The organism is Pacificimonas aurantium, from assembly GCF_020092905.1.
GTDB classification, from domain to species: Bacteria; Pseudomonadota; Alphaproteobacteria; order Sphingomonadales; family Sphingomonadaceae; genus Pacificimonas; species Pacificimonas aurantium.
In genome coordinates this window covers 241,868-266,930 of the sequence record NZ_JAGSGB010000001.1, presented here as the reverse complement: position 1 = coordinate 266,930, position 25,063 = coordinate 241,868, and the positions used below count along the sequence as shown (strand labels likewise).

24 protein-coding genes and 1 pseudogene are annotated in these 25,063 nt (G+C 67.5%); 9 read left to right on the top strand and 16 right to left on the bottom strand.

The window, feature by feature from the left end:
- Nucleotides 1–5: 5 nt before the first annotated feature.
- Complete coding sequence (locus KCN53_RS01310) at nt 6–2,189, bottom strand: S9 family peptidase (RefSeq protein WP_224199418.1); 2,184 nt, start codon at nt 2,187–2,189, stop codon at nt 6–8.
- A gap of 333 nt (nt 2,190–2,522) precedes the next feature.
- On the opposite strand from KCN53_RS01310, the gene pip reads away from it, so the two are divergent.
- Nucleotides 2,523–3,479: a prolyl aminopeptidase gene (pip, locus tag KCN53_RS01305; protein WP_172406187.1), complete on the top strand. Its 957-nt coding sequence runs from the start codon at nt 2,523–2,525 to the stop codon at nt 3,477–3,479.
- Between the two features lie 63 nt (nt 3,480–3,542).
- On the opposite strand, the gene KCN53_RS01300 is transcribed toward pip, so the two are convergent.
- From KCN53_RS01300 to KCN53_RS01280, 5 genes and pseudogenes are all read right to left on the bottom strand, one after another.
- Nucleotides 3,543–4,232 carry a nitroreductase gene (locus tag KCN53_RS01300; protein ID WP_088711811.1) on the bottom strand — a complete coding sequence of 230 codons (690 nt, stop codon included), beginning with the start codon at nt 4,230–4,232 and terminating at the stop codon, nt 3,543–3,545.
- A gap of 368 nt (nt 4,233–4,600) precedes the next feature.
- The gene (locus tag KCN53_RS01295; protein WP_088711812.1) at nt 4,601–6,037 is read right to left on the bottom strand and encodes an alpha/beta fold hydrolase; all 1,437 of its coding nucleotides are present in this window, start codon (nt 6,035–6,037) and stop codon (nt 4,601–4,603) included.
- A 313-nt stretch (nt 6,038–6,350) separates the two neighbouring features.
- A pseudogene (gene rplS, locus KCN53_RS01290) lies at nt 6,351–6,731 on the bottom strand (50S ribosomal protein L19); the annotation flags it as partial.
- Nucleotides 6,728–7,477, bottom strand: coding sequence for a tRNA (guanosine(37)-N1)-methyltransferase TrmD (trmD, locus tag KCN53_RS01285; protein ID WP_088711814.1), 750 nt, complete (start codon nt 7,475–7,477; stop codon nt 6,728–6,730). The gene trmD and the pseudogene rplS, both read right to left, overlap by 4 nt.
- Nucleotides 7,478–7,510: 33 nt before the next feature.
- Nucleotides 7,511–8,104, bottom strand: coding sequence for a PEP-CTERM sorting domain-containing protein (locus KCN53_RS01280; protein ID WP_088711815.1), 594 nt, complete (start codon nt 8,102–8,104; stop codon nt 7,511–7,513).
- A 262-nt stretch (nt 8,105–8,366) separates the two neighbouring features.
- Here KCN53_RS01280 and KCN53_RS01275 point away from each other — a divergent pair, with 262 nt between their 5' ends.
- Nucleotides 8,367–9,767 carry a GGDEF domain-containing protein gene (locus KCN53_RS01275; protein WP_088711816.1) on the top strand — a complete coding sequence of 467 codons (1,401 nt, stop codon included), beginning with the start codon at nt 8,367–8,369 and terminating at the stop codon, nt 9,765–9,767.
- Between the two features lie 39 nt (nt 9,768–9,806).
- Here KCN53_RS01275 and KCN53_RS01270 read toward each other — a convergent pair whose 3' ends face one another.
- The 8 genes from KCN53_RS01270 to ffh form a co-directional block, all read right to left on the bottom strand.
- Nucleotides 9,807–10,160: a nuclear transport factor 2 family protein gene (locus KCN53_RS01270; RefSeq protein WP_088711817.1), complete on the bottom strand. Its 354-nt coding sequence runs from the start codon at nt 10,158–10,160 to the stop codon at nt 9,807–9,809.
- A gap of 106 nt (nt 10,161–10,266) precedes the next feature.
- Nucleotides 10,267–11,172, bottom strand: coding sequence for a 30S ribosomal protein S6--L-glutamate ligase (gene rimK / locus KCN53_RS01265; protein WP_088711818.1), 906 nt, complete (start codon nt 11,170–11,172; stop codon nt 10,267–10,269).
- Nucleotides 11,169–11,639 carry an ATP-dependent zinc protease family protein gene (locus KCN53_RS01260; protein WP_224199284.1) on the bottom strand — a complete coding sequence of 157 codons (471 nt, stop codon included), beginning with the start codon at nt 11,637–11,639 and terminating at the stop codon, nt 11,169–11,171. Before KCN53_RS01260 ends, rimK begins: the two co-directional genes overlap by 4 nt.
- A 142-nt stretch (nt 11,640–11,781) precedes the next feature.
- Nucleotides 11,782–12,225, bottom strand: a complete 444-nt coding sequence (locus tag KCN53_RS01255; protein WP_088711819.1) for a hypothetical protein — start codon at nt 12,223–12,225, stop codon at nt 11,782–11,784.
- A complete protein-coding gene (locus KCN53_RS01250) occupies nt 12,213–12,947 on the bottom strand; it encodes a DUF5818 domain-containing protein (protein WP_088711820.1) in 735 nt (244 codons plus the stop codon). The genes KCN53_RS01255 and KCN53_RS01250 overlap by 13 nt, the downstream gene beginning before the upstream one ends.
- Before the next feature lie 62 nt (nt 12,948–13,009).
- Nucleotides 13,010–13,516 (bottom strand): ribosome maturation factor RimM, encoded by a 507-nt coding sequence (rimM, locus tag KCN53_RS01245; protein ID WP_088711821.1) that lies wholly within the window; start codon nt 13,514–13,516, stop codon nt 13,010–13,012.
- Nucleotides 13,517–13,558: 42 nt separating this feature from the next.
- Entirely contained in the window at nt 13,559–14,065 is a 507-nt protein-coding gene (gene rpsP, locus KCN53_RS01240) for a 30S ribosomal protein S16 (protein WP_088711822.1), read from the bottom strand.
- 110 nt (nt 14,066–14,175) lie between these two features.
- Nucleotides 14,176–15,633: a signal recognition particle protein gene (ffh, locus tag KCN53_RS01235; protein ID WP_088711823.1), complete on the bottom strand. Its 1,458-nt coding sequence runs from the start codon at nt 15,631–15,633 to the stop codon at nt 14,176–14,178.
- Nucleotides 15,634–15,971: 338 nt separating this feature from the next.
- On the opposite strand from ffh, the gene KCN53_RS01230 reads away from it, so the two are divergent.
- The 5 genes from KCN53_RS01230 (at nt 15,972) to KCN53_RS01210 (ending at nt 21,433) form a co-directional block, all read left to right on the top strand.
- Nucleotides 15,972–17,126 carry an 8-amino-7-oxononanoate synthase gene (locus tag KCN53_RS01230; RefSeq protein ID WP_088711824.1) on the top strand — a complete coding sequence of 385 codons (1,155 nt, stop codon included), beginning with the start codon at nt 15,972–15,974 and terminating at the stop codon, nt 17,124–17,126.
- A complete protein-coding gene (gene bioD / locus KCN53_RS01225) occupies nt 17,123–17,752 on the top strand; it encodes a dethiobiotin synthase (protein ID WP_088711825.1) in 630 nt (209 codons plus the stop codon). Before KCN53_RS01230 ends, bioD begins: the two co-directional genes overlap by 4 nt.
- Entirely contained in the window at nt 17,749–18,999 is a 1,251-nt protein-coding gene (locus KCN53_RS01220; protein ID WP_088711826.1) for an adenosylmethionine--8-amino-7-oxononanoate transaminase, read from the top strand. Before bioD ends, KCN53_RS01220 begins: the two co-directional genes overlap by 4 nt.
- A 46-nt stretch (nt 19,000–19,045) precedes the next feature.
- Nucleotides 19,046–20,308, top strand: coding sequence for a cation:proton antiporter (locus KCN53_RS01215; RefSeq protein WP_088711827.1), 1,263 nt, complete (start codon nt 19,046–19,048; stop codon nt 20,306–20,308).
- A gap of 81 nt (nt 20,309–20,389) precedes the next feature.
- Nucleotides 20,390–21,433, top strand: a complete 1,044-nt coding sequence (locus KCN53_RS01210) for a sensor histidine kinase (RefSeq protein WP_088711828.1) — start codon at nt 20,390–20,392, stop codon at nt 21,431–21,433.
- Between the two features lie 32 nt (nt 21,434–21,465).
- On the opposite strand, the gene KCN53_RS01205 is transcribed toward KCN53_RS01210, so the two are convergent.
- Nucleotides 21,466–21,882, bottom strand: coding sequence for a VOC family protein (locus KCN53_RS01205; RefSeq protein WP_088713358.1), 417 nt, complete (start codon nt 21,880–21,882; stop codon nt 21,466–21,468).
- 160 nt (nt 21,883–22,042) lie between these two features.
- Between KCN53_RS01205 and soxR the strand changes: the two genes are divergently transcribed.
- Complete coding sequence (gene soxR, locus KCN53_RS01200; RefSeq protein WP_088711829.1) at nt 22,043–22,525, top strand: redox-sensitive transcriptional activator SoxR; 483 nt, start codon at nt 22,043–22,045, stop codon at nt 22,523–22,525.
- Between the two features lie 59 nt (nt 22,526–22,584).
- Nucleotides 22,585–23,250: a class I SAM-dependent methyltransferase gene (locus tag KCN53_RS01195; RefSeq protein WP_224199281.1), complete on the top strand. Its 666-nt coding sequence runs from the start codon at nt 22,585–22,587 to the stop codon at nt 23,248–23,250.
- A 110-nt stretch (nt 23,251–23,360) separates the two neighbouring features.
- Here KCN53_RS01195 and KCN53_RS01190 read toward each other — a convergent pair whose 3' ends face one another.
- Nucleotides 23,361–24,992, bottom strand: a complete 1,632-nt coding sequence (locus KCN53_RS01190; RefSeq protein WP_088711831.1) for a thiamine pyrophosphate-dependent enzyme — start codon at nt 24,990–24,992, stop codon at nt 23,361–23,363.
- Between the last annotated feature and the right edge of the window lie 71 nt (nt 24,993–25,063).

The window sequence follows — 25,063 nt, the reverse complement described above, 5'->3', positions numbered from 1 at the left end:
GGTCGCTACTCCTCCCCCGCCACCTCGCGCGCGAAGAAGCGGGCGACGGTGCGCATGAGGTGGAGTTCCCGGCCCTCGCCGCCGACGCGGTGCGTGGCGCCCGGATAGACCATGAGGTCGAAGGGGATGGCGGCCTGCTGCAGCCTGCCGATCAGAACGGTTGAGTTTTCGAAGACGACATTGTCGTCGGCCATGCCGTGGATGAGGAGGAGCGGATCCTCGATCCTCTCCGCATCGGCGAGCGCGCCGGCCCGTTCGTAGACGGCGGGGTCGGCATTGGGGTCGCCGAGGTAACGCTCGGTATAATGAGTGTCGTAGAGCGTCCAGTCGGTCACCGGCGCACCGGAAATCCCCGCGGCATAGGCGCCGGGAGCCGCCTCCAGCAGCTTCAGCGTCATGTAGCCGCCATAGGACCAGCCATAGACGCCGATCCGCTCGGGGTCGGCGAAGTCCTGCCGCTTCAGCCAGTCGAGCGCGGTCAGCTGGTCTTCCACCTCCGCCGTTCCCATGGCGCGGAAGATATTGTCCTCGAACGCCTTGCCGCGGTCGGGCGAACCGCGTCCGTCCACCGAGAAGACGGCATAGCCCTGGTCGACGAGCCACTGGTGGAAGAGGCCGTCGCGGCCATCCCATTTGCGCGTCACCTGGCGCCCGACTCCCGGTCCGCCATAGACCTGCACGAAGACGGGTGCGCGCTCACCGGGGGCGAGGTCGGGCAGCAGCAGCTTGTAGAGAAGTGCCGAACCGTCCGCCGCCTCGATCGTGCCGAAGCGCGGCGCGACATGGCCCCCGAGATAGGGCGCATAGGGGTGGGAGGCGTCGAGCGGATTGCGTTCGATCCAGGTGCGGTGGGTGAAGTCGCCCGAGGTGAGAAAGGTCTGCGGCGGCTGCGTGGGAGAGGAGCGCGTCACGACCGCCCCGTGGCCCTGCGAATCCATGTCCACCTCGTGCCACGCCCCCGCCTCGGTCAGGCGGACGGGCTCGCCGCCAGCCAGCGGACCGAGCCGGTAGAGATGGTTTTCGAGCGGCGTGTCGAGATTGCCGGTGAAGTACAGCGCGTCCGCCTGCGGGTCGTACGCCTCGATCTCGCCGACCATCCAGCTGCCCGAGGTCAACTTCGTCCACGCGCCGCCTGTCCAGCGGTAGATGTGCGAATAGCCGCTGCGCTCGGACGTCCAGAGCAGGTCGTCGGGACCGAGCAGCGTGAGGTTGTCGTGGAGGTTGAGCCAGCTGTCCTCCGCCGTCTCCGTGAAGAGACGCTCGCTGGCGCCGGTTGCGGGGTCGATGCGCAGCAGGTCGAGCGTCTGCTGGTCGCGCGACTGGCGCTGCACGAACAGCGCCGAGCCGTCCGGCGCCCAGTCGGCGCGCGCAAGGTAGATGTCGTCGTCGGGGCCGAGATCTACCTCAATCCGGTTTCCGCCGTCCGGGTCGATCAGGAACAGATCGACGACGGCGTTCGGCGTCCCTGCCGCCGGATAGCGCTGGTCGTAGACGCGCGTCCCCTCCGCGCCGATGGCGGTGCGGGTAACGACCTCGACCGGCGATTCGTCGACGCGCGCGACGGCGAGGCGGGATTCGCCGGGCGCCCACCAATGCCCGATATTGCGGCGCATTTCTTCCTGCGCGACGAATTCCGCGACGCCCCAGGAGACGGTGTCGCTGCCATCAGGCGAGACCTGCCGCGCGGCGCCGTCCTGCCGGTCGATGACGTGGAGCGCGCCGTCTATGACGAAGGAGACGTAGCGGCCGCCAGGCGATACCTGCGCGTCGAGCTCGGTGTCCTCCGTGTCGGTCAGCCGCTCGGTGGTGCCGTCCAGGCCCGCCAGGTAGAGATCGCCGTCGAGCGGCACGAGCACCGTCCTGCCGTCCGGCGCCCAGTCATAGGACACGATCCCGGTGAGGTCGCCGATCCGCGCGCGCTCGCGGCGCATCCGCTCCTCCTCCGACAGCGCCGCGCCGCTGCCGAGCTTCTTGGAGTCGACGAGCATGCGCTCCGCGCCCGTCTCGGTGTTCACCACCCACAGATCGTAGCGGGTGCGCTCGTCGGCGCGCGGTTTCAACAGGGCCGCCATGCGCCCGTCCGGCGACAGCTTCACCTGGCGCGGGATAGGGCCGGAGAGGGCGGGACTGGCGACAAGACGTTCCAGCGTCAGCTCGTCCTGCGCGGTGGCGGGATCCGCTGCGAGCATCGCGGCGAGAAGAGCGAGCAGGAGCGAAAGAGCGGAAACGCGCACGACCCCGCCGAAAGGCAGGCGCAGGCCCGCCACCCGAAAGTCACAAAGGTCACACTCGAACGCACGCATGTGCGGGTGCGCGCCTGCATGCGCGTGCGCAGAAGGGGCCCGTGTGCCTGCGGAGGCGAGGTGTCCGGTCGGGGCGGGCAGCGGCGCGGCGGTCCTGTGAAGCATGGTCATGGCGCCAAGCGTTGCCCAGTTCTGCCTATTTCGGAAGGGGGAAAATCGGCCCGCAAGGCTGTGTAGCGACCGCTTGGCGGTGCGCGCCGTGGCGGATAAGCGGAAGCGATGACCGACCTGCGCACCCTCTATCCGCCCATCCAGCCCTATGAGACCGGCATGCTCGACGTCGGCGACGGCCACAGCGTCTATTGGGAGCGGTGCGGCACGAAAGGGGCGAAGCCCGCCGTTTTCCTGCATAGCGGCCCGGGCGGCACGGCATCCGAGGATCACCGGCGCCAGTGGAACCCCGACAAGTACGACATCATGCTGTTCGACCAGCGCGGCTGCGGCCGCTCGACGCCGCACGCGTCGACCGAAGCGAACACGACCTGGCACCTGGTGGCGGACATCGAGAAGCTGCGCGCGCTGATGGGGGTGGAGCGCTGGCAGGTGTTCGGCGGGTCATGGGGTTCGACCCTCAGCCTCGCCTATGCCGAGGCGCATCCGGAGCGTGTCACGGAGCTGGTCCTGCGCGGCATCTTCACCTTTCGCGAGGAAGAGATCGACTGGTTCTACCGCAGCGGTGTGCCGAAGATGTTTCCGGACGCCTATGAGAAGTTCCTGGCGCCGATCCCCCAAGACCGGCGCGGCGAGGACCCGCTGGAGGTCTATCACGACCTCCTCACGTCCGACGACAAGGAGACACAGCTTGCCGCCGCGCAGGCCTTCGCGCTGTGGGAAGGGACGGTGGTGAAACTGCTGCCCGATGCGGACGTGACCGAGACATTCTCCGGCGGGCACTTCGCGCTCGCCTTCTCGCGCATCGAGCACCACTATATGCGCCATCGCGGCTGGCTGCGCGAGGGCCAGCTGCTGACCGAGGCGCGGAAGATCGCCGACATTCCCGGCGTCATCGTCCATGGGCGCTACGACATGCCGTGCCCGCTGAAAAATGCCTGGGACCTGAAGGCGGCGTGGCCGAAGGGCGACCTGAAGATCGTCGAGGGCGCGGGGCACAGCTATGACGAGCCGGGGATCCTGAGCGAGCTGGTGACGGCCACCGACCGGTTTGCCGCCGGCTAGCGCGGAGCGGCGCTCGCGCTGTACCGAGCCTTTGCCGGCCGCGATCGAGGCGGGCGGGGCTATCTAGAAGCCCACGAAGCGAACGGTGTCCTCGAGCGGCTTGCGGTTGGTATAGACGCGGTTCGCGGGAAAGTCCGGGTCCGGAAAGCCCATGGCGACGCAGATCATGATCACCTCCTCATCGGGAATGCCTGCATGTTCGCGCACCACAGGCGACTGCATGATACCCTGCGAATTGATCACGCAGCCAAGCCCGCGCGACCAGGCCGCGTTCACCAGTGCGTTGGTCACCGCGCCGCAGTCGAACGGCGCGATGTCTGAGCCGACCAGCTCCTTGTCGTAGCTGACGACGACGCTGACGGGCGCATCGAACTGGCGGAACCCGCGCATGACCCAGTCCTGCCGCCCCTCCTTGTCGTCGCGGGCGATCTCCATCTCTCCGAAGAGCTGCTTGGCGACCTCGATCTGGCGGTGACGGTGCGCCTCGGCGATCTCGCCGCCCTTCCGAAATTCGCGGCTGTCGGGCTTTCCGGCAAGGATGCCCTCGGTATTGCCCTGCCGAATATCGTCGAGCGGATCGCCGGTAACGACCGTGAAATGCCAGCACTGGTTGTTGAAGGACGACGGTGCGCGGCAGGCGAGCTCGACGATCTCCTGCAGAAGCTCCTGCGGCACCGGCTTGTCGAGGAAGCCGCGAATGGACTTTCGCCCGCGTACGATCTCTTCATAGGTTTCTTCGCTATTGCCGCCCATATGCGCTGCTCCTCTTTCCCATTGCCGCTGGCTACTGCCCTGTCTTGATACGCCAAGCCGTCAGGTGAGGGAGGGTTGCCGGATGGCCGATATGACAAGCGGTCGGCGCACTCTCCTGCTCACCTATGCAAAGAGAGCGTCAGCCGCGTGAAGCTGCATCCGGCGGCCTGTGTCACCACCCCCCCCCCCGAGCGTCGAGAAGATGCCGTCGCCCATCGCTCCGTTCCTCCCCGTCCGTGCCTGGTCGCTGGTCTCGAGACAGGCCTAGAGAGGGGTGGAATCGGTGTCGAGGGACGGCCCCACTAGCAAAAAAGAGCCGTGCAGAGAGCAGGGTGGCGAGCGGGGAGCGGTTGCGGGCGCTGCCAGGCTCAGTCGACGGAGGTCTCCACGGAGCAGGTCGTCGGGGGCGAGTCGCCGCGCAAGACGGCACCGACGCCCGCGCGAAAGCAGTCCGGCGCCGTCATCAGGATGAAGTGCGGCGCGCCCTCCACCGTGAGCAGGCGGGTGTCGCCGGCCTCCGTGAACCGCGAAATATGTTCGCGCGCGCCGGCATAGGGCGTTTTGGGGTCGAGCGTCCCGTGAAGGACGAGCGTCGGCGGCAGGCTGGCGGGCGGCCGGGCGAAGTGCTCGCCGCGCCGATAGGCGGGAAAGCCGCCCTGCAGCAGCTGGCCGGGCAGCGGGCTGGCGAAGAGATAGCCCTCCTCCTCCGCCGCGATCTGTTCGGCGGTGAGACCCGGCCGCGCATTATTCTCCGCGCGGCTGATCAGGCTGACGAGCGGGATCGAGGAAGGGGCCTGCGGATAGGGTGCGAAGCGGGCGCCGAGCGCCTCCAGCCGCGCCGTTGCGGCACCGAGCGGGCGGGTGTCGCCTGCCTTTAGCCCGGCGACGATCCGCGGCAGCATGGCGCGGGTTTCGGGCAGGTCGAGCAGAGCGCCCAGGAGATATTTCGGCCGCGGCCCCAGCGGGCCATCGGGCCCGGCCTCCTCGACCAGCGCGGCAAGGTCATCCTGCTGCTCCTCAGCGAGGACGGTGCGGCCGACGGCGTCCACGACCCCGGAGCGGCGGCTGAGATCGTAGCGTTCGGTATCTTCCGGCGGGACGAGCGAATCGAGGATGACGCCGTCGACGCCGGCGGGCGGGTCGATGGCCATGGTGCGAAGCACGAGCTGCGTGCCGTAGGAGACGCCGTAAAGCCAGGTTTCTCCACCCGACCCGAGGCGCTCCATCAGCTGCGACAGGTCATGTGCGGCATTGGTGATGGTAAAGGCGCGGGTGCGGGCAGCGTCGGCATTCAGCGCGCCGAAGCAGCTGCCCCATTCCGCGCCCACGAGGGCGGTGCCGCCGGGACTGTCCGCGCTTTCCTCCGCAGGGCAGAGCCGGGCGGAATAGCCGGTGCCGCGATGGTCGGGAATGAGAAGGTCGTAGCCGGGCGCCGCCGCGCGCAGCGTGTCGAGGAAGGGGTAGAAGGACGCGCCCGATTCGCCGGGTCCGCCCGCGACCAGCCAGAGCTCGCCCTGCGGTGCCCCGTCCGCCGGGAATTTCCGTACGAACAGCTCGACGCTGCCGTCTTGGGCGCCGTCTTGGGTGCCGTCTTGCGGTGCGGCATGGTCGAGCGGCACCTCGATCCGCGCGCATTCGGTCCCGGCGAGGGCGGGTGCGTCGGCGGCGTCGGGACATGGCGTGAAGGGAGACGGCGCTGCGGCGTGCGCCGTGGCGGCGCTGCCGCGTTCCGCCGGGGCGGCGCAGGACGCGAGGAGGCCGCCGGCGCAGGTGGCGAGCAGAAGGGCGCGGGAGAAAGAGGGCAACGACGTCTCCGGGAATGTGACGGCCGGCGGGGGGCGGCAGGAATGGGGCGCGCAGCCCTAGGTGGGCCGTCAGGCCGTGTCGAGTTTCGGCGCCTTGGCGTTCGACCGGGCTACGGATTCGGTCGATAAACGGCGAGGAACGCGGCGCGCACACGCCGCAACATGAAAAGGGCCCCGGCGCTTAGATGCGGCGGAGCCCCTGTTTCATGCCGTGACGGCAGCGTCGTTCGCAGGATCAGTCCTCGGACTTGATCTCTTCGACAGCTTCCTGCTTCTCGGCTTCGGTGGCGCTGGCGTCGGGCACCGGGCTGCCCTGCGTCGCCTCGGTCGGGCCGGTATAGCGGCGCTCGGCGATACGCGCCGACTTACCCGAGCGGCCACGCAGATAGTAGAGCTTCGCACGGCGCACGACACCGCGGCGCTTCAACTCGATCGAGGCAACATTGGGGCCGTAAAGCGGGAAGACGCGCTCGACACCCTCACCGAAGGAAACCTTGCGGACGGTGAAGTTGGAGCTGATGCCCTTGTTGGAGCGGGCGATGACGACGCCCTCGAAATACTGGATGCGCTCACGCGTGCCTTCGACAACGCGTACGCCCACGCGGACCGTGTCGCCGGCGCGGAATTCCGGAATGTCCTTCGTGGCGGCGAACTTCTCTACCTGTTCCGCCTCGATCTGCTGGATGAGGTTCATGCCTCGTCCTCCTCTTGCTTCTCTCGCCGCGCACCAGAGGGAGACTGGGCCCGAGCGCCGGTATGGCGCTCCCAAAGGTCCGGCCTCCGTAGCCGTGTCTGCTCTTCCGACTGGCGCTGGCGCCATGCCGAAATGCGCGCATGATCCCCCGATCGCAGCACTTCAGGGACCGTGCGGCCCTCCCATTCGGAAGGGCGGGTATATTGTGGGTATTCGAGGAGCCCGTTTTCGAACGATTCGTCCTCACCACTCGCGGCCGCGCCCATTACGCCGGGTACGAGCCGAATGCAAGCGTCGAGGAGCACCAGCGCCGCCATCTCGCCGCCCGACAGGATGTAGTCGCCGACCGACACCTCTTCAATCGGGCGGGCGTCCAGAAGGCGCTGGTCCACCCCCTCGAACCGGCCGCAGAGAAGGGAGACGCCGGGCCCCGCGGCGAGCGTGCGCACCCGGTGCTGCGTCAGCGGCGCGCCGCGCGGGCTCATGTAGAGAAGCGGTGCCTGCGGCCGCGCGGCGAGTGCATGGTCGCAGGCCCGGGCGAGGACATCGGCGCGCATCACCATGCCCGCGCCGCCGCCCGCGGGGGTGTCGTCGACATTGCGGTGCCGGCCCTCGGCGAAGTCGCGGATCTGCACCGTGTCGAGCGACCAGAGACCGTCACCCAGCGCGCGTCCTGCCATCGACTGACCGAGCGGCCCCGGGAACATGTCCGGATAGAGGGTAAGGACGGTCGCGGCGAAGGTCATGCCCTGCGGCCTATGCCGCGCGCGGCGCCGCGGTCAATCGGTGCGGCGGCGAAGTCCCATGGCCGCGACGCCGATGCCGAGGAGGCCCAGAGCGGCGGGTGCCGGAACGTCGGCGGGGCTTTCGAGAACCAGATTGTCGACGAGGACGACCGAGCGGCCATTGTCGAACTGGGGCGCTTCCGGCGCGTAGAGTTCGAGCCGCAGTTCGCGAAGCAATTCTCCATTGCCCAGAACCGGGATGAACGCGCCTTCCGTATTGTCGGGGAGCGACAAAGAGTCGAACCCACCCTCCATGCCGACATAGTAGAACCGGGTCCCGTCGGGCTGCTGGAGGAAGTCGCTGTGAAAGTCCGCCTGTCTGAAATAAAATCCGGCTCCGTCAGTACGCGTGATGGTGACGTACAGGCCGATCTCTCCATCGAATTCGTAGAACCCAAGCGCGGGTGAACTGTTGCCCAGGCTGGTGGTGATCGGCCCGGGAACCCCATCGAGGACCACGTCGAAGCGATACGCGCCAATCGTGAAATCGCCCGGAGTGGAGGCAGGCACCTCGTCAAAGGTAATCGGGACCGCCTGGGCCGTGGCTGCGGTGAGGGCCGCCGCAAAGGCAAGGACAGGTTTAAGCATGACCACCCTTCAAAAAACCGCGATTCATGACCGCAGACAGGCGCCGAGATGCGCAAAAGCTGTGCAATGCAAGAAGGGTGCCGGGAGTATAACGGCCTAGGAATCAGCATTATTTGAAGGCCGCGCGCGAAACTCTGTCAAGAATCTCGACAGGTCCGCTGCGGCCGGGCCCTTGGCGACGATCTGCGGCCTGTCTGGCACCCGCGTTTCGTAGAGATCCAAGGTAACCATTCCTTTCCGATTGGCGCCGTACAAAACTAACATGGGTCTAATTGGGGCATGGAGAGCGGGGCCGGGAGGCGACGTCGGCGGGGCACTGGCGGTTGTCGCGGTCGTGCTGCTCGCCGACTCGCCCGCTGCCGCCCAGATGGCCGTCAGTTTCGGCGATCATGTGCGGGTGGAAACCGCGCGGCTGGACTGGCTGGCGGTCGTCACCGGTATCTTCATCGGCATAACCCTGTTTCCGATCGCCTATAACCTCAGCTCCTATCATGTGCTGAAAGAGCGGTTCCTGCTGTGGCACAGCCTGCGCGCGCTCGGCATCGTGACGCTGGTCCTGGGGCATGCCCCCCTCGACCTGGCGCCGGTCGTCGCGGCAGGGACACTTGTCCATGCGATCATCCTCAACCTGGGCTTCGACCTTGCCATCGCCGCCTCCGGCCCCTTCCTGCGCAGCTATCTCGAGCCCGGCACCATCGGGCCGCGGACCCACCGGCTGCTCGGCTGGACGTTTCCCGCCACGCTGCTGACCACCCCGGCCATGCTGGTGCCGGATATTCCCGGCTATTTCGCGTTTCGGACCGTGATCCTCTGCCTGATCCTGGGCCTGCTGGTCTGGGCGCTGGGGGGCGCGCTACGCCGGGGAAGCCGGGCGGCGCGCTATCAGGCGGCGGCCTGGACGGGCGTTTTCGCCGTCTGCGCCATCAGCCTGTATCACGACCTGGTCCTCGGCGACTCCTTTCTCGCCTTCATTCCGCTGATCTTCGCGGCGCTGACCGTGGAGATCGTGGTCGGCGCCATGGGTGTCTCGGATCGCTTCATGACACTGAAGCTCGACCGCGACCGGGGGCTTGCGGAAGCGAGCGCGATGCGCAGCGCGGCGTTGTCCGATCCGCTGACAGGCCTTGCGAACCGGCGCGGACTGGAAGCGGAATATGCGCAGGGCGCCGCCAGCCTGACCGCCGTCGCGATCCTCGACCTCGACCATTTCAAGCGGGTGAACGACGGCTACGGCCATGATGTCGGGGACGACGTCCTCGTCGCCGCCGCGCGCGCGATGAGCTGGCATCCGGGCTGCTTCGCCGCGCGTCTGGGCGGAGAAGAGTTCGCGCTGTTCTTTTACGGCGAGGACGTGCGCGGAACGGCCGAACGGCTGCGCGCGCGTCTTCCGCGGACCATTCGCGATGCGGTGCCCGAGGTAGAGCACAGCGTTACCGCCAGCCTGGGCATCGCCTGGCCCGAGCCGGACGAGCCCTTTGCGGCGATCCTGAAACGCGCCGACGAGTGCCTCTACCTCGCCAAGGCCGCGGGACGGGACCGCTGCGTCTTCGCCCTGAAGGATAGCGGCACGGACCCGCTGGCGGCGACCGAGACCCTTGCGGATGCCGGCGCCGCCCCAGCCGCCGAAGTTCGGCCCGCGCGCCGCCTGACCGCCGCTGCGTAGCATATACCCCCGCGCCAACCGCGGACATGGGCCGACGGCCTATTCGACCGGAAGGCCGTGCAGTCTGAGGAAGGTCAGCCGGTCGAAATAACCCCGCTGAAACTGTATCCGACCGTCCCTGACGGTGAAGAAGCCGCAGCCGCGCAGGCCGAGCGGATCGCTCCATTCGAGGATGGCGACGTCGCCCGCTTCGTGAATAGCCTCTATCTGGCAAACCATCTTTGCAGCGGCCATCTCGCGGGCGAACATCCCGGCTATCGCCGTGCGCCCGCGGGCAGGGTCCTGTACCACCTGATGATTCACGGCGTCTTCATGGTAGAGTTGGGCAAGACCCTCCACATCGGCGGCATTGAAACGGTCCACCCAGAGTTCAACGAGCTGTTTCGGGGTCATCAAAGGCTCCTCCCCCAAACGATGATCGCAGCCGCGATCCTGACCGTCTATCGGGGAACGTTCCCTGATCGCCCGACGACATTCTGGTCTGGGACCAAGGCCGACATCACCCCGACCCCTTGGTCTTGGTCGCGCCCGCCTTCGCGTTGGCCGCGATATAATCGATGATCTGGCCGGCGATGTCCTTGCCGGTGGCATTCTCAATCCCCTCGAGCCCGGGCGAGGAATTGACCTCCATGATGACCGGACCGTGGTTCGAACGCAGCATGTCGACGCCGCAGACGTTGAGCCCCATCTTGCGCGCGGCGCGCACGGCGGTCTCGCGCTCGACCGGCGTAATCTTCACCGTCTTGGCGCTGCCGCCGCGATGGAGGTTGGAACGGAAGTCGCCCTCCGCGCCGGTGCGCATCATGGTGCCGACGACCTTTCCGCCGACGACGAAGCAGCGAAGGTCGGTCGCGCCCGCCTCCTTGATGAACTCCTGCACGAGCACGGAGACGTTGGCGCCCCGGAACGCCTCGATGACGGAGCGGGCGGACTTTTCCGTTTCCCCCAGCACGACACCGATGCCCTGCGTCCCCTCGAGCAGCTTGATGACCACAGGGGCGCCGCCGGCGATTTCCAGCACCTTGTCAGTCTGTTTGGGATCATAGGCAAAGGCGGTGACGGGAAGGCCGAGGCCGGCGCGGGCGAGAATCTGCAGCGAGCGCAGCTTGTCGCGGCTGCGACCGATCGCGACGCTTTCGTTCAACGGCCAGACGCCCATCATCTCGAACTGGCGCAGGACGGCGAGGCCGTAATGGGTGATGGACGCGCCGATGCGCGGAATGACCGCGTCATAACCCGACAAGGGTTGGCCGTCATAATAGGCCTGCGGCCGGTGCGAGGTGATGTTCATGTAGACGCGCAGCGTGTTGACGATGTCGAGCGTGTGCCCGCGCGCCTCCGCAGCCTCGACGAGCCGCTTGTGGGAATAAAGGCGCGGATTGCGCGCCAGCATCAGCAGTTTCATGACTTGCTTCCTTCGGGCGGCGTGTCGCCCTGCATGTAGGCGTGCGATACATCGACCAGGAACCGGTTTTTGAGCGCCGTCCTTCCCACCAGCATCGCATAGCCCATTTGCGAGCGGTTGGAGAGCGTGACTTCGGCGCGGAACCGCTTCCCGCCAATGACGAAACGCGTGCGGATGACGAAGCGTTTCTGCGTTTCGCCGTTCGAGCTCCTGACCTTCTTGATGCCGGCGAGCGGCGCTTCCACCCGGTGCTTCGAGCGGCCCTTCCTGGCGGGGACGGTGAAGCGTACCCATTCGCGCCCGTCCTTCTCGAAATGGTGCAGGCGGATGGCATGAAGTGCGGAGGTGCGCGCGCCGGTATCGACCTTTGCGCGGACGAAGGGAATGTCGAGGTCGGGAAGAGCCACAAGCTCGGCCCAGCCGACCGTGTCCAGAGTGCGCGCGCCGCGGGCCATGGCCGCAGCCATAGCCCATTGCAGAGGCCGTCGCCAGCCGCGTGCCTGGGCCCGCACAGCTCGTAACGGCGCGCCCATTCCGAGGCCGAGCGCGCGCTGAGGCGGGGATGCGCACATCCGGGCGGCCGGTTGTAAAACCTGCCGACACCTTGCCTCAGTCGGCGGCTTCGGCGCACTTGCGGAACAGGACGCCCTCTTCGAACAGGTTGCGGCTGCCGAGAACGGCGAGGCCGTCGGGCGGGGGGAAGACCCTGAGGCCCCCGTCTTCAAGCGCGATGGGCAGGTTCTTGGTCGGGTCGACGAAGCGAATGACCGAGTCCGCGCTGCGCAGGCGGCCGGTGCGGTCCCAACCGTTGAACTCCGCCTCGACGGCCGGACGCTCACCGCCATCGTCGGAGATGCGGAAGTCGGGCGCGGTGCAATCGCCGCCCTCGGTTGCCCAGGCACCCAGCGGTGCCTCGCCGCCGAGCTCGGAGATGCCGACGAAGCCGGCCGTCTCGGGCTGCTCCATTTCAGGCGCCTCGATGGTCTCCTCGCTGCAGGCAGCCATGAGCAGCAGCGCCGGAAGCGCCGCGCGCTGGAAGATCAGCCGGGGCATTTCACGAACACCATGCCGTCACCCCGAAGCGTGTACTGCGCGAACTCGATGCTTTCGCCGTCCGGCGCCATGACCGCGAGACCGTCGGGCCCCCGCGATTCGATGGGCAGCGGCGGGACGGGTGCGTCGAAATTGAAGGAGGGGTCCGGACCCACATCGACATAGCCGGTGGACGGCACACCGCGGACGCTGGTCTCGATGATGCTGCCGCCATTTTCGTTCGTCGTGATGTCGAAATCGGGTTTGCGGCAGTCGCCTTCCCCCTTCGCAGCCCAGGGCCCCTCCACATAGGAGGTGGTGATGCGCGTGCCCCCGCTGCGAGCGGGATCGCGGTCACGGGCCGGGGGATCTACCTGATCGATCCGGATGGGGATGATCGTCCCCTCGCCCTGCATGCAGAAAGAGGCGTCGGCGAGTTCGCCGTTCACCTGCACATAGTCGCCGGGGCCGACGTCCGCTTCGGCCAGACTGAGGGCGTAGGTAAGGCCGTCCGGCGTTTCGATGACGGGGCATTCGACCCCCTCGCCGATCCGTCCTTCCACCGTGACGACATTCTGCGGCTCGCCGGCAGGGCGCGTCCCGGCAGCAGGTGAAGAGGGTGGCGAAGAGGGAGCTTGGGCCCCGTTGTCGGGAGCGGGCGCGTCGCCGCCCCCGCTGCTACCGCCGCTACAGGCGGACATGAGAAGGGCGGGGAGAATGAGGGGAAGCGCTCTCGTTATCATGCCCGGGTCAACACGGGCGAACGGGCGCTTGTTTCATCGGGCGCGCAGAGGGGACTGCCGGCTTAGCCAAGGCCCTCCACGAATTCGTCGGCGATGAGGAGATCGGGATCGAGCTGCGGTACGGCCTCCGCCGTGAAGGGCACCATGAAGCGGCCGCCCTCCGGACGTTCGATTTCCAAGATGTCGCTGGCGCCGAAATTCTCGACGGCCACGACGCGGCCCAGCTCTGCGCCGGCGGCGGAGAAGGCGGGGCGGCCCACAAGGTCGGCGACGTAGATTTCATCGTCGCCGGGTTCGGGGAGGGCGGAGCGGGGAACGGTGAGGGGTGTGCCGCGCAGCGCCTCGGCGGCGTTGCGGTCGCCGACGCCCTCGAAACGGGCGACGATCCACTTGCCCGACTGTTTGAGCGATTTCAGGCGCAGCGGACGCCCGCCGGCGTCGAAGCGGCCGTGGCGCTTCAGGCTGTCGAGGCTCTCGGCGAAGAGCTTCAGACGCACCTCGCCCGTCACCCCATGCGCGCCCGCAATGGCGGCCAGAGTGACGGGCGGGTCGTTGGTTGCGCCGCTCATGCGCGGCCCTGAAGCAGGTTCAGGGCGGCAAACGGCACGCGCTTATTCCGTCTTTTCGGCGTCGGCGTCGGCTTCGGCTTCGGCGGCAGGCGCCTCCTCGGAAGCGGCCTCTTCTGCCGGAGCCTCTTCAGCGGATGCCTCCTCGGCGGGTGCTTCCTCAGCGGGGGCCGCTTCGGCTTCGGCCTTCGCGGCCTCTTCGGCTTCCTTGCGCTCGGCTTCCTTGGCGGCCTTCTCTTCGGCGCGTTCCTTCGCCTTGTCGCCCGGCTCGGCCTTGTTCGGGTTGTTGCGCGCCTTGCGTTCCATCAGGCCGGCGGCGTCGAGAAAGCGGGACACGCGGTCCGAGGGCACGGCGCCGTGGTCGAGCCAGTGCTTGGCACGCTCGGCGTCGAGCTTCACGCGGTCCTCGTGATCCTTCGGAAGGAGCGGGTTGTAGCTGCCCAGACGCTCCAGATATTTGCCGTCGCGCGGGGCGCGCTTGTCGGCCACGACGATCTTGTAGAAGGGCCGCTTCTTCGCGCCGCCCCGGGAAAGCCTCATTACAACTGCCATGATCTAGTCTTCCTTCGATTTCTCTTCCGGCCGGGGCCGGGATTCCGTTTCCACATTTACAAGTTGAGATCGGATCCCGGTTTGCGCCGGGACGATGAATTTGCCCGCCTTCACTTCCTGAACTTGTCGAATCCGGGCGGGAGCTGCGGCGTGCCGCCGGGCCCGCCGCCCATCATGTTCTGAAGCTCTGCGGGGTCGGGCATGCCGCCACCCATCCCGCCGGCACCGCCGCCCATGCCAAGCATCTTCATCATGCCCTTGATGCCGCCCATCTTCTTGATCTTCTTCATGGCGGTGGACATTTCCTTGTGCATCTTCAGGAGCTTGTTGACATCCTGAACCGTCGTGCCCGAGCCGTTGGCGATGCGGATCTTGCGCTTCGCATTGAGCAGCTGCGGCTTGTCGCGCTCCTTCGGCGTCATCGAATTGACGATGGCGATCATGCGCGAGAGCATGCTGTCGTCGGCGCCGGCGGCCTCGGCCTGGGCCTTCATCTTGCCCATGCCCGGCATCATGCCCATCAGCGCGCCCATGCCGCCCATCTTCTGCATCTGCAGAAGCTGCTGCTTCAGGTCGTTCATGTCGAACTGACCCTTGGCGAACTTCTTGGCGATCTTCTCGGCCTCTTCGGCCTCGACGACCTCGGCGGCCTTTTCGACCAGGCTGACGACGTCGCCCATGCCGAGGATGCGCCCGGACACCCGCTCGGGATCGAAGGCTTCGAGCGCGTCGATCTTCTCGCCGGTGCCGATGAACTTGATCGGACGGCCGGTGACGGCGCGCATCGACAGCGCCGCGCCGCCGCGCGCGTCGCCGTCCATCCGGGTGAGGACGACGCCGGTCAGCGGCACCTGCTCGGTAAAGCTGGAGGCGACGTTCACCGCGTCCTGACCGGTCAGCGCATCGACAACGAGCAGCGTCTCGGCAGGGGCCGCGATTTCGCCGATGGCCTGCATCTCGCTCATCAGCGGCTGGTCGACATGGAGGCGGCCCGCGGTATCGAGCATCAGGACGTCGAACCCCTGAAGCTTGGCTGCCTGAAGCGCCCGCTTCGCGATGTCGACGGGCTGCTGCCCCTCGATGATGGGGAGAGTCGCGACGTCGACCTGCTCGCCGAGCACGCGCAGCTGCTCCTGAGCGGCGGGCCGATTGACGTCGAGCGACGCCATCATGACCTTCTTGCGCTCTTTTTCCTTCAGGCGCCTTGCGATCTTCGCGGTGGTCGTCGTCTTACCCGAGCCCTGCAGGCCGACCATCATGATGACGGCGGGCGGCGTGACCGCGAGTTCGAGATCGGCCTGTTCGCCGCCGAGCATCGTCGTCAGTTCGTCGGAGACGATCTTGACGACCTGCTGGCCGGGCGTGACGGACTTGGTGACTTCGGCGCCGATGGCGCGCTCGGTCACGCGGGCGATGAAATCCTTCGCGACGGGCAGGGCGACGTCGGCCTCGAGAAGCGCAACGCGCACTTCCCGCATTGCCGTGCGCACGTCGGCCTCGCCGAGCGCACCGCGCCCTCTCAGCTTCTCGAATACGCCGCCAAGGCGGTCTGAAAGGCTCTCGAACAAACGTGTCTCCAGTCGCGAGTGCGGATCATATAGGCCCAACGCAAAAAACGCCGGCGGGCGAGTCTTCGCTGGCCGGCGGCGCCCCCGTTCAGAAACGGTGGACGTCGGGTATCTTCAATGTCCGCTTCGCTAAGTAAGCGGAGGGGCACATAGGGCCGGGGCGCGAGCGGGTCAAGATGGCGCGCGGAGGCGGGGCGTCCAGGGGGCGGGGCGTCCAGGGGGCGGGGCGTCCAGGGGGTTCGAGGTGAGGGGCTGGCGGGACGGGTTGGCGTCAGGCACCCCGCCCACCTATAGCGCGCGGACCTCGCCCTCGTCACGGAGCCCGCTTCCGCACCCCTATGACCGACCGCCCCGCCCAGCCCTATTTCGCGCAGCAGGCCGCCGACCTGGAAGCGCTGTCGTCGCGCGGGCGGCGGCGGGCCCTTGCCGTGCGGGCAGGGCGCGACTTTTCCTCGAACGACTATCTGGCGCTCGCGGAGGATCCGCGGCTGCGCGCTGCCCTTGGCGCGGCGATCGACGAGGGGGTTCCGGCCGGGTCGGGGGGATCGCGCCTCCTGCGGGGAAATCATTCAGAGCATGAAGCTCTGGAGGCCGACGCGGCGCGCCAGTTCGGCTGCGAAGCGGCGCTGTTCTTCGGCTCTGGCTTTGCCGCCAACATGGCGCTGCTCGGAACGCTGCCCCAGCGCGGCGACCGCATTTTCCACGACGACCTGGTCCATGCGAGCGCGCATGACGGCATGCGCCTGTCGCGCGCCCCGGCAGAGAGCTTCGCCCATAACGATGCGAATGCGCTGGAGCAGGCTATCTCCACATGGCGGGCAGCGGGCGGAACGGGGCGGTCCTGGATCGTCGCCGAAACCTTGTACAGCATGGACGGAGACCGGGCCCCGCTGGAGGAGTTCGCCGCTGTGGCGGACCGGCACGAGGCAATCCTGCTTCTGGACGAGGCGCATGCCACCGGCGTGTTCGGTCCGGGAGGGCGCGGGCTGGCGGCGGCACTTGCCGGGCGGGAAAACGCGATCTTCCTGCATACCTGCGGAAAGGCGCTGGGATGCGAGGGCGCGCTGGTCAGCGGCCCCGCGGTGGTGACCGACTTCCTTGTAAACCGCGCCCGGCCGTTCATCTTCTCCACGGCGCCCTCGCCGCTGATGGCGCGCGCGGTACGCGAAAGCCTGCGCATCGTTGCCGACGAGGACGAGCCGCGCGAGCGTCTAACCGACCTGTGCGCAGAGGCACGGCGGCTTCTGGTCCCGCTCGGCGCGGTTCGCACCTCCTCTCAGATCATTCCGCTGCTCCTTGGCGACGATGTGCGGACCATGCGCGCCGCCGGTGAGCTGCAACGGCGCGGCTTCGACGTACGCGGGATCCGTCCGCCCACCGTGCCCGCCGGAACCGCGCGGCTGCGCATCTCGATCACGCTGAACAGCAGCGCCGACGATATCGGGGAGCTGGCGGAGGCGCTGGCCGATGTGCTTCAGGCGGGGCCGGCATGACGGGACCCGCCTTCATCGTGACCGGCACCGATACCGAGATCGGCAAGACCGTCTTCGCGGCAGCGCTGACGCGCGCGCTGGACGCCCATTACTGGAAACCGGTGCAGGCCGGCCTGGAAGAAGATGGCGGCGACCGCGACCGGGTCGCGCGGCTGGCCGAACTTCCGCCCCACCGGGTGCTTTCCGACGGTTATCGCCTGTCGACGCCCTGTGCGCCCCATGTCGCGGCGCGCATCGACGGTGTGACGATAGACCCGGACCGGCTGGCGCTGCCGGAAGAGCGGCCGCTGGTGGTCGAGGGTGCGGGCGGAGCGCTGGTGCCGCTGGCGGGCGAGATGCTGTTCGCCGACGTGTTCGCGCGCTGGGGCCTGCCCGCGATCATCGCCGCGCGGACGGAGCTTGGCACGATCAACCATAGTTTGCTGACGGTCGAGGCGCTGCGCCGGCGCGGGGTGCCCATTGCCGGGATCGCCTTTATTGGCGAGGCCGTCCCCGACAGCGAGGAGGCGATCTGCCGTATCGGCCAGGTGCGCCGCCTCGGCCGCCTGCCGCGCCTCGATCCGCTGACCCCCGCGGCGCTTGCGCGCGCCTTCGACGAGAATTTCCGGATCGGCGAGTTTACATGAGCGACAAGCCCATATGGCATCCCTTCACCCAGCATGGGCTGGGCGACGACATTCCCGAAGTCGTGCGCGCGGAGGGCGCGGCGATTCATACGCGCGATGGGCAGCGCCTGATCGACGCCATCTCCTCCTGGTGGGTCACGACGCACGGCCACTGCCACCCGAAGATCATGACCGCGATCGCCGAGCAGGCGCAGCAGCTTGACCAGATCATCTTCGCCGGCTGGACGCACGAGCCGGCCGAGACGGTGGCGGCGGGCCTGCGCCGCATGTTGCCCGACGAGCTGACGCGCGTGTTCTTTTCGGATTCCGGTTCCACCAGCGTCGAGGTGGCGCTGAAAATGGCGCTGGGCTTCTGGGCGCATCGGGGCGAAGGCCGGCACCGCATCCTGGTGATGGAACACAGCTATCACGGCGATACGATCGGCGCGATGTCGGTCGGCGCCCGCGGAGTGTTCAACGCACCCTATGACCCGCTGCTGTTCGACGTCGGCCGGGTGCCGTTTCCGGAGGGGAACGGGCAGGAGACGCTCGATGCGCTGGAAGCGGAGTGTCGCAAGGGCGCGGCGGCCTTCATCGTCGAACCGCTGGTGCTGGGTGCCGGGGGAATGCTGATGTACGGCGCCGGGCTACTGGCCGAGATGCGCCGCATCTGCACCGCGCACGGCGTCTTGTTCATTGCCGACGAAGTGATGACCGGCTGGGGCCGCACCGGCACGCTGCTCGCCTGCGACCAAGCGAAGGTCGTTCCCGACATATTGTGCCTTTCGAAGGGGCTGACCGGCGGCGCCGTTCCCCTGGCGGTGACCATGGCGGCGGAGCCGATCTATGAGGCGCACCTGTCAGAGGACCGCGCGAAGATGTTCTACCACTCGTCGAGCTACACCGCGAACCCGCTGGCCTGCGCGGCGGCAGCGGCGAATATCGGCATCTGGAAAAGCGAGCCGGTCGAAGCGCGAATTCGCGACCTGTCGGCGCGGCAGGCCGACCATGCGCGGGCGCTGGAGGCTCTGCCCGCAGTGCGCAACGTGCGCTGGTGCGGGACCATCGCGGCGCTGGACCTAGGCGGTGAGGCGGCAAGCTATCTGTCGGACCTCGCCCCGCGGCTGATGCGCCGGTTCCGCGGCGAGGGGATCCTGCTGCGCCCGCTGGGGAATACGGTCTATGTCATGCCGCCCTATTGTATCGACGAGGCAGACCTGGGCCGGGTGTGGACGGCAATCGCCGAAGCTGCCGAAACCCTGGAATAATTCGCGCGACGGGGTGATCGTGCGCGAGGCCGGGTTAAGAGGGGGGATGCACGAGACCGCCGCCACCCTCAGTCCCTTCGACGCCGCCTCTATCGTCATCGTCGCGGCTGCGCTGCTCGGCTATCTCAATCACCGGCTGCTGAAGCTGCCGCACGTCATCGGCCTGACGGTGATGGGCGCCGGAGCCTCGCTGATCCTGATGGCGGCAAACTACCTGCTGCCGGGCGTGACCTTCGACGACGATGTCGAGCGGTTCCTGGTGTCTCTCGACTTCTCCGACACGCTGCTGCAGGGCATGCTGAGCTTCCTGCTGTTCGCGGGCGCGCTGCACGTCGATCTCGACGAGCTGAAGAAGGGCTGGCTGCCCATATTGGTGCTGTCGACCGTCGGCGTCATCCTGTCGACCTTCATCGTCGGGGCCGGCTTCTTCTTCCTCGCCGGGGTAGCGGGGGTGGACGTCCCCTTCATCTGGTGCCTCTTGTTCGGCGCCTTGATCAGCCCGACGGACCCGGTCTCCGTGCTCGGCATCCTGAAGCGCGCGGAGGTACCCGAGACGCTGCAGGCCACGGTGGCGGGCGAAAGCCTGTTCAACGACGGCGTCGGAGTCGTCGTCTTCTCGATCATCCTGTCGGCAGCGCTGTCGGGCGCGGACTTCTCGCTGGCCGCGGGCGCGGAACTGTTCGCCATCGAAGCGGGCGGCGGCATTCTGGTCGGCCTGGTCGCCGGGTTTCTCGCCTACAAGGCAATGGCGGCGATCGACGAATATGCGCTGGAAGTGCTGATCAGCCTGGCCGTCGTCATGGGCGGCTATGCGCTGTCGTCGCATCTCCATTTTGCCGGGCCGGTGGCGATGGCGGTGGCGGGGCTGCTGATCGGCAATCACGGCGTCACCTATGCGATGAGCGATACCACCCGCGACTATCTGCTGAAATTCTGGGAGCTGCTGGACGAGATGCTGAACAGCGTCCTGTTCCTCCTGATCGGGCTGGAGGTCATCGTGCTGACCCTGGCGCCCTCGCTGCTCTTCCTCGGCCTGATGTCGCTGCCGCTCGTGCTGCTGGCGCGGGCGCTGGCGGTCGGCGCGCCGCTCCTCGTGCTGCGGCCGGTAAAGAAGCTGGACCGGCCCGCCTATCCGATCCTGGTCTGGGGCGGCCTGCGCGGGGGCATTTCCATCGCACTCGCTCTGTCGCTGCCCTCGGGGCCCTTGCGCGATGCGCTCCTGATGGCGACGTTCGTCGTGGTGCTCTTTTCCGTATTGGTGCAGGGTGCCACGGTCGGAAAGCTTGTCGAACGCCTGAAGCGCCCATAGACCCAAACCGGCCGCCGGGGTGCCGATTTCGTGCAGCGGTTTGAACGTGATAAGGCGCCGGCGCAGCGGGAAGGGAAGTCGATGAGCCAGGATACGCGCGAGGCCAGCCTGACATGGCGCGTCACGCCGGACCTGATGTGCGTGCTCGACCTGGAAGGGCGCTTCGTCGCGCTGAATCCCTCCTGGTCGGCGGCGCTCGGCTGGACCCGCGCCGAGATGCTGGGTGCGGCGTACACGAAGTTCCTGCATCCGGACGATATCGAGCGGTCCGAGGAGGCGTTCGCGCAGGCCGTGCACGGCGATCCGGTCCTTCGCCTCGAGAATCGGTATCGCACCAGCACGGGCGACTATCGCTGGCTGTCCTGGGTGGCTGTGCCGGAAGGCGACCGGCTGGTCTGCACGGTACGCGACGTCACCGATCACAAGGCCCGCGCCGAGATTATCGAGGATCAGCAGGTGGAGGCTGACCTGCGCGAGCAGTTCCTGGCGATCCTGGGCCATGACCTTCGCAACCCGGTGGCCGCCATGACATCGGGTCTGTCGGTGCTCGAGCGACGCATCGACGACGAGAAGCTGATGGACGTGGTGAGGCAGATGCGGCTGAGCGCCGACCGCGCGTCCGAACTTATCGACAACATGATGGACTTCGCCCGCGTGCGCCTGGGCGACGGGATCGGTTTGAATCAGGTCGAGACCAACGGGCTGAACGACAGCATCGCCCAGGTGGTGCACGAGGTTGCGCTGGTGAATCCCGAGTTCCGGTTCGAGACCGAATTGGACCTGGACGAAACGGTGCGTTGCGACGTCTCGCGGCTGACGGAAGTCGTATCCAACCTCCTCGGGAATGCCGTCACTCACGGATCGGCGGACGAGCCGGTGCGCGTGGCGGCCAAGGTGGACGGCGAGCGCCTGCGCATTTCGGTCTGCAACGCCGGCCCGCCCATCCCGGAGGAGACGCGCGAGATGCTGTTCCAGCCCTTCTTTCGCGCGCAGGTGCGCAGCAGTCAGCAGGGCCTGGGGCTGGGGCTCTACATCTCGAACGAAATCGCAAAGGCGCATGGCGGCTGGCTGGAAGTGGCCTCCGACGAGAGCGAGACGCGCTTTACGATCAACATTCCCGCCTGAACGCGCCCGTCGGGGCGCCCCGTGCAGGTGGCTCAGCCATAGCTGACCACCTCATATTCGATGCCGTCGGCGTCGTGGAAATAGAAGCGGCTGCCGGGATCGTAGGTCTGGTGGGAATGCGGCTTCAGTCCGTAGTCCCGAACACGACGTTCGGCCGCTCCGAGGTCCTCGACGACGATTCCCAGATGGTTGAGCCCGCCGGGCGTGGCGTAGTTGTCCGGCCTGGCGCCGCGCTCCCCCTTCGAGAACAGCGCGACATAGCGGTCCTGCGTGCCGACATGGACGGTGCGACCGCCGGAAATGGACGGCCCCTCCCAGCGGCGCGTCCAGCCGAAGACGGCCTGCAGCATCGACGCCGTGCGGCCCGGATCGGCTACGGTGTAATTCACATGTTCGAGCAGTGCGGCAGGCGCGGGGTTGGTCTCGGAGCTTGCGGTTCGTTCTGTCATGGCGGCGTCCTTTCCTTGTGCGTCGACAGCGATCGATGGATTTCGATGCGCTTCGACTCGGTGCCGCTCCATTCTCTGCAACCTAAACCTTCATTGAGGTCAAGGTGTTTTTGCGTTACGGCCTCGGGTCAGGCAGCAATGGGACGGGAAAGGTGGCGGCATGGCCCTGAAACCGGGGGACATCATCTCTATCGGTGCGCTGGCCGAGCGGACGGGCGCGAGCGTTTCGGCGATCCGCTTCTACGAGAAGGAAGGCCTGATCACGCCGATGCGCTCGGGCGGCAACCAGCGCCGCTACCTTCGCGCCGACATCCGCCGCCTCAGCTTCATTCGCATCGCGCAGCAACTCGGCCTCAGCCTGGAGGACATTCGCGGCGCGCTGGCCTCGCTGCCTTATGGGCGCACGCCGAACGCAAAGGACTGGGCGAAGCTGGCGGCAGCGATCCGCGAAGATCTGAACCGGCGGATCGAGCGGCTGACGCGGCTGCGCGACAATCTGGACGGCTGCATCGGTTGCGGCTGCCTGTCGATGAAGACATGCGCCCTCTGGAATCCTGAAGACGCAGCACGGGAAAAGGGCGCGGGCCCCAGATGGGTGATCGGCGACCGGCCATCGCAGATGGCCCTGCCGAGAAAGGCCTAGACGGTCGGGCGCGTCCGAGCGCCTGTCCGGCCATCGCGGCCCGGGATCGCGAACGGGCTGTGGAGCCGCGCCGCGTCCATGGCTATCAACCGGTCATGCGGCACAGCCCCGATCATATGCGTGAAGCGAGGCAGGCGACCCACGGCGTTTACGAGCGGAACGCCGCGCATTGGAACAGGGCGCGGCTGACCAGTCTTTACGAGAAGCCCTGGCTGGACCGCTTCATCGCGGCGGTGCCCGCAGGCTGTAGCCTCCTCGATCTCGGATGCGGGTCCGGGGTTCCGATTGCCGGCTATTTGCTGGACCGGGGGTTCACACTGACGGGCATCGACTATTCGCCGGCGATGATCGGGCTTGCGCGCGAGAATTATCCAGGTGCCGACTGGCGAGTCGGCGACATGAAGACGCTGCCGCCGCGCGAGACCTTCGGAGGTATCTATAGCTGGGACGGCTTTTTCCACTTGTCGGTCGACGAACAGCGACTGGCAATTCCTGAGCTGTGCCGACTCACCCTGCCCGGCGGGGCGATCATGCTGACGGTCGGGACCGGCGAAGGAGAGGTCACGGGGACGGTCGCAGGCGAGAGCGTCTACCATGCCAGCCTGGCGCCAGAAGAATATGACCGCCGGTTTCGCGACGGGGGCTTTCAAACGGTCATCTATGTCGCCGAAGACCCTGAATGCCTGGGCAGGTCCATCTTGCTGGCTTCGGACCGACGACCCTAGCCGATCGCCGTGGTGGGCCGGCGCGATGGGTTCGACGAACCGAAGCTGAAGGGGCGGACCTGCAAGGCGCCGGCACCGTCTCCGGGCAGGCGGGGAATGACGGCTAGGCGCTAGATGCGCCTGCCGGGGGCGATCTCGCTCGGATCGGTGCGGCAGCAGATGAGGGCGGGCCCGTCGACGGCCAGCGCCTCCCGGAGTGCGGCGGCGAAATCCTCCGTCCTCTCGACGGTCCAGCCGGGGACGCCGAAGCTGGCGGCATAGGCCGCGAAATCGGGATTGGTGAGGCCGGTGCCGCTTTGCCGGCCGGGAAAGTCGCGTTCCTGATGCATGCGGATGGTGCCGAGCTGGCCATTGTCCATGACGACGAACAGCGTCTTCGCGCCGTACCGGACGGCGGTTGCAAGCTCCGACCCCGACATGAGGAAATCGCCGTCTCCCGCGACGCAGACGCTGCGGTTTCCGGTAACGAGTGCGGCCGCGATCGCCGCCGGGACCCCGTAGCCCATGGCGCCCGAGGTCGGCGCGAGCTGGGTGCCCACCTCGCGGTGATGGTGAAAGCGGTGCAGCCAGCCCGCGAAATTCCCCGCGCCGTTCGCGAAGACGGTCCCGGAAGGCAGGGCTTCCGACAGCTGGTGGATCACAGCGGCCGGATTGACCCCCGACTCGACGTCGGTGGGCCGGGTCCAGTCCTCATAGTCTGCCCGCGCGGAGGCAACCCAGTCGGTACGGGCGCTGCCGTCGATGACATAGCCGACTTCGGCCAGCGCCTTGGCGGCGAGGCGGCTGGAGGACTGGATGGCGAGAGCCGGGCGGCGCACATCGCCGAGCGTACCTGCATCGGGATGGATGTGTACGAGCGGCTGGCCGGGCTGCGGCACGGCGGGCAGTGTGTAGCCGAGACTCGTCACTTCTCCGAGGCGCGTGCCGAGCGCGATGATCAGGTCGCTCGACGTCACGCGCTCGACGAGCGTCGGATTGGCGCCCAGTCCGAGCTCGCCGGCATAGTGGGAATGGCCATTGTCGAAATGCGCCTTTCGCCGCCACGAGGTGACGACGGAGACGTTGGCGGCCTCCGCGAAGGTGCGGACATGCTCGCGGTCGTCGGCCGTCCAGTCCGGCCCGCCGAGCCAGAGTACGGGACGTTCCGCCGTTTCGAGCATGGCGGCAAGCTGAGCCACGGCGCCCGCATCGGGCGAGGGTTCGGGGCGCAGCGCGGGAGCGGCGAGAGCTGGCGGCGCGTCTGCGAGGAGCAGATCCTCGGGCAGGGTCACGACAACCGGCCCGGGGCGGCCCGACACCGCAAGCGCGAAGGCACGGGCCAGAAGTTCCGGCGTGCGCGCCGGCCTGTCGAGAGCGATCACCGCCTTGGCGAAGCTGCCGAAATAGCGGTTATAGTCGATTTCCTGAAAGGCCTCGCGGCCGGCCATGTCGGTGCCGACATCGCCCACGAACAGGACAAGCGGGGTCGAATCCTGAAAGGCGGTGTGTATGCCGATCGACGCGTGGGTGGCGCCGGGGCCGCGAGTGACCATGGCGACGCCGGCGCGGCCGGTCAGCTTTGCCTCTGCCTCCGCCATGTTGGTGGCGGCAGCCTCGTGGCGGCAGGTGATGAGATCGATGTCGTCGCGCGCGTCGTAGAGCGCATCGAGCACGGCGAGATAGGATTCGCCGGGAACGCAGAAGACGCGGGTGACGCCTTGGGCGCCGAGCGCCTTGACCAGCGTCTGGGAAACGGTCGGCATGACCGTTCGCCTATGCCAGCCGGTCCGGCCCCGCAAGCAGCGGGGTGCGAGGAACGGCGCCGCCTGTCGGA

Excerpts from the sequence above, each read along its gene's own strand:
- KCN53_RS01255 (WP_088711819.1), bottom strand. The coding sequence starts at position 12,225 with ATGCCCCGGCTGATCTTCCAGCGCGCGGCGCTTCCGGCGCTGCTGCTC.
- KCN53_RS01300 (WP_088711811.1), bottom strand. The coding sequence starts at position 4,232 with ATGGGCGGCAATAGCGAAGAAACCTATGAAGAGATCGTACGCGGGCGA.
- KCN53_RS01210 (WP_088711828.1), top strand. The coding sequence starts at position 20,390 with ATGAGCCAGGATACGCGCGAGGCCAGCCTGACATGGCGCGTCACGCCG.
- KCN53_RS01280 (WP_088711815.1), bottom strand. The coding sequence starts at position 8,104 with ATGCTTAAACCTGTCCTTGCCTTTGCGGCGGCCCTCACCGCAGCCACG.
- KCN53_RS01220 (WP_088711826.1), top strand. The coding sequence starts at position 17,749 with ATGAGCGACAAGCCCATATGGCATCCCTTCACCCAGCATGGGCTGGGC.
- pip (WP_172406187.1), top strand. The coding sequence starts at position 2,523 with ATGACCGACCTGCGCACCCTCTATCCGCCCATCCAGCCCTATGAGACC.
- trmD (WP_088711814.1), bottom strand. The coding sequence starts at position 7,477 with ATGACCTTCGCCGCGACCGTCCTTACCCTCTATCCGGACATGTTCCCG.
- bioD (WP_088711825.1), top strand. The coding sequence starts at position 17,123 with ATGACGGGACCCGCCTTCATCGTGACCGGCACCGATACCGAGATCGGC.
- KCN53_RS01190 (WP_088711831.1), bottom strand. The coding sequence starts at position 24,992 with ATGCCGACCGTTTCCCAGACGCTGGTCAAGGCGCTCGGCGCCCAAGGC.
- KCN53_RS01250 (WP_088711820.1), bottom strand. The coding sequence starts at position 12,947 with ATGATAACGAGAGCGCTTCCCCTCATTCTCCCCGCCCTTCTCATGTCC.
- KCN53_RS01260 (WP_224199284.1), bottom strand. The coding sequence starts at position 11,639 with ATGGCTGCGGCCATGGCCCGCGGCGCGCGCACTCTGGACACGGTCGGC.
- KCN53_RS01230 (WP_088711824.1), top strand. The coding sequence starts at position 15,972 with ATGACCGACCGCCCCGCCCAGCCCTATTTCGCGCAGCAGGCCGCCGAC.
- KCN53_RS01215 (WP_088711827.1), top strand. The coding sequence starts at position 19,046 with ATGCACGAGACCGCCGCCACCCTCAGTCCCTTCGACGCCGCCTCTATC.
- rimK (WP_088711818.1), bottom strand. The coding sequence starts at position 11,172 with ATGAAACTGCTGATGCTGGCGCGCAATCCGCGCCTTTATTCCCACAAG.
- KCN53_RS01310 (WP_224199418.1), bottom strand. The coding sequence starts at position 2,189 with ATGCTCGCAGCGGATCCCGCCACCGCGCAGGACGAGCTGACGCTGGAA.
- KCN53_RS01270 (WP_088711817.1), bottom strand. The coding sequence starts at position 10,160 with ATGACCCCGAAACAGCTCGTTGAACTCTGGGTGGACCGTTTCAATGCC.
- soxR (WP_088711829.1), top strand. The coding sequence starts at position 22,043 with ATGGCCCTGAAACCGGGGGACATCATCTCTATCGGTGCGCTGGCCGAG.
- rpsP (WP_088711822.1), bottom strand. The coding sequence starts at position 14,065 with ATGGCAGTTGTAATGAGGCTTTCCCGGGGCGGCGCGAAGAAGCGGCCC.
- KCN53_RS01205 (WP_088713358.1), bottom strand. The coding sequence starts at position 21,882 with ATGACAGAACGAACCGCAAGCTCCGAGACCAACCCCGCGCCTGCCGCA.
- rimM (WP_088711821.1), bottom strand. The coding sequence starts at position 13,516 with ATGAGCGGCGCAACCAACGACCCGCCCGTCACTCTGGCCGCCATTGCG.
- KCN53_RS01275 (WP_088711816.1), top strand. The coding sequence starts at position 8,367 with ATGGGTCTAATTGGGGCATGGAGAGCGGGGCCGGGAGGCGACGTCGGC.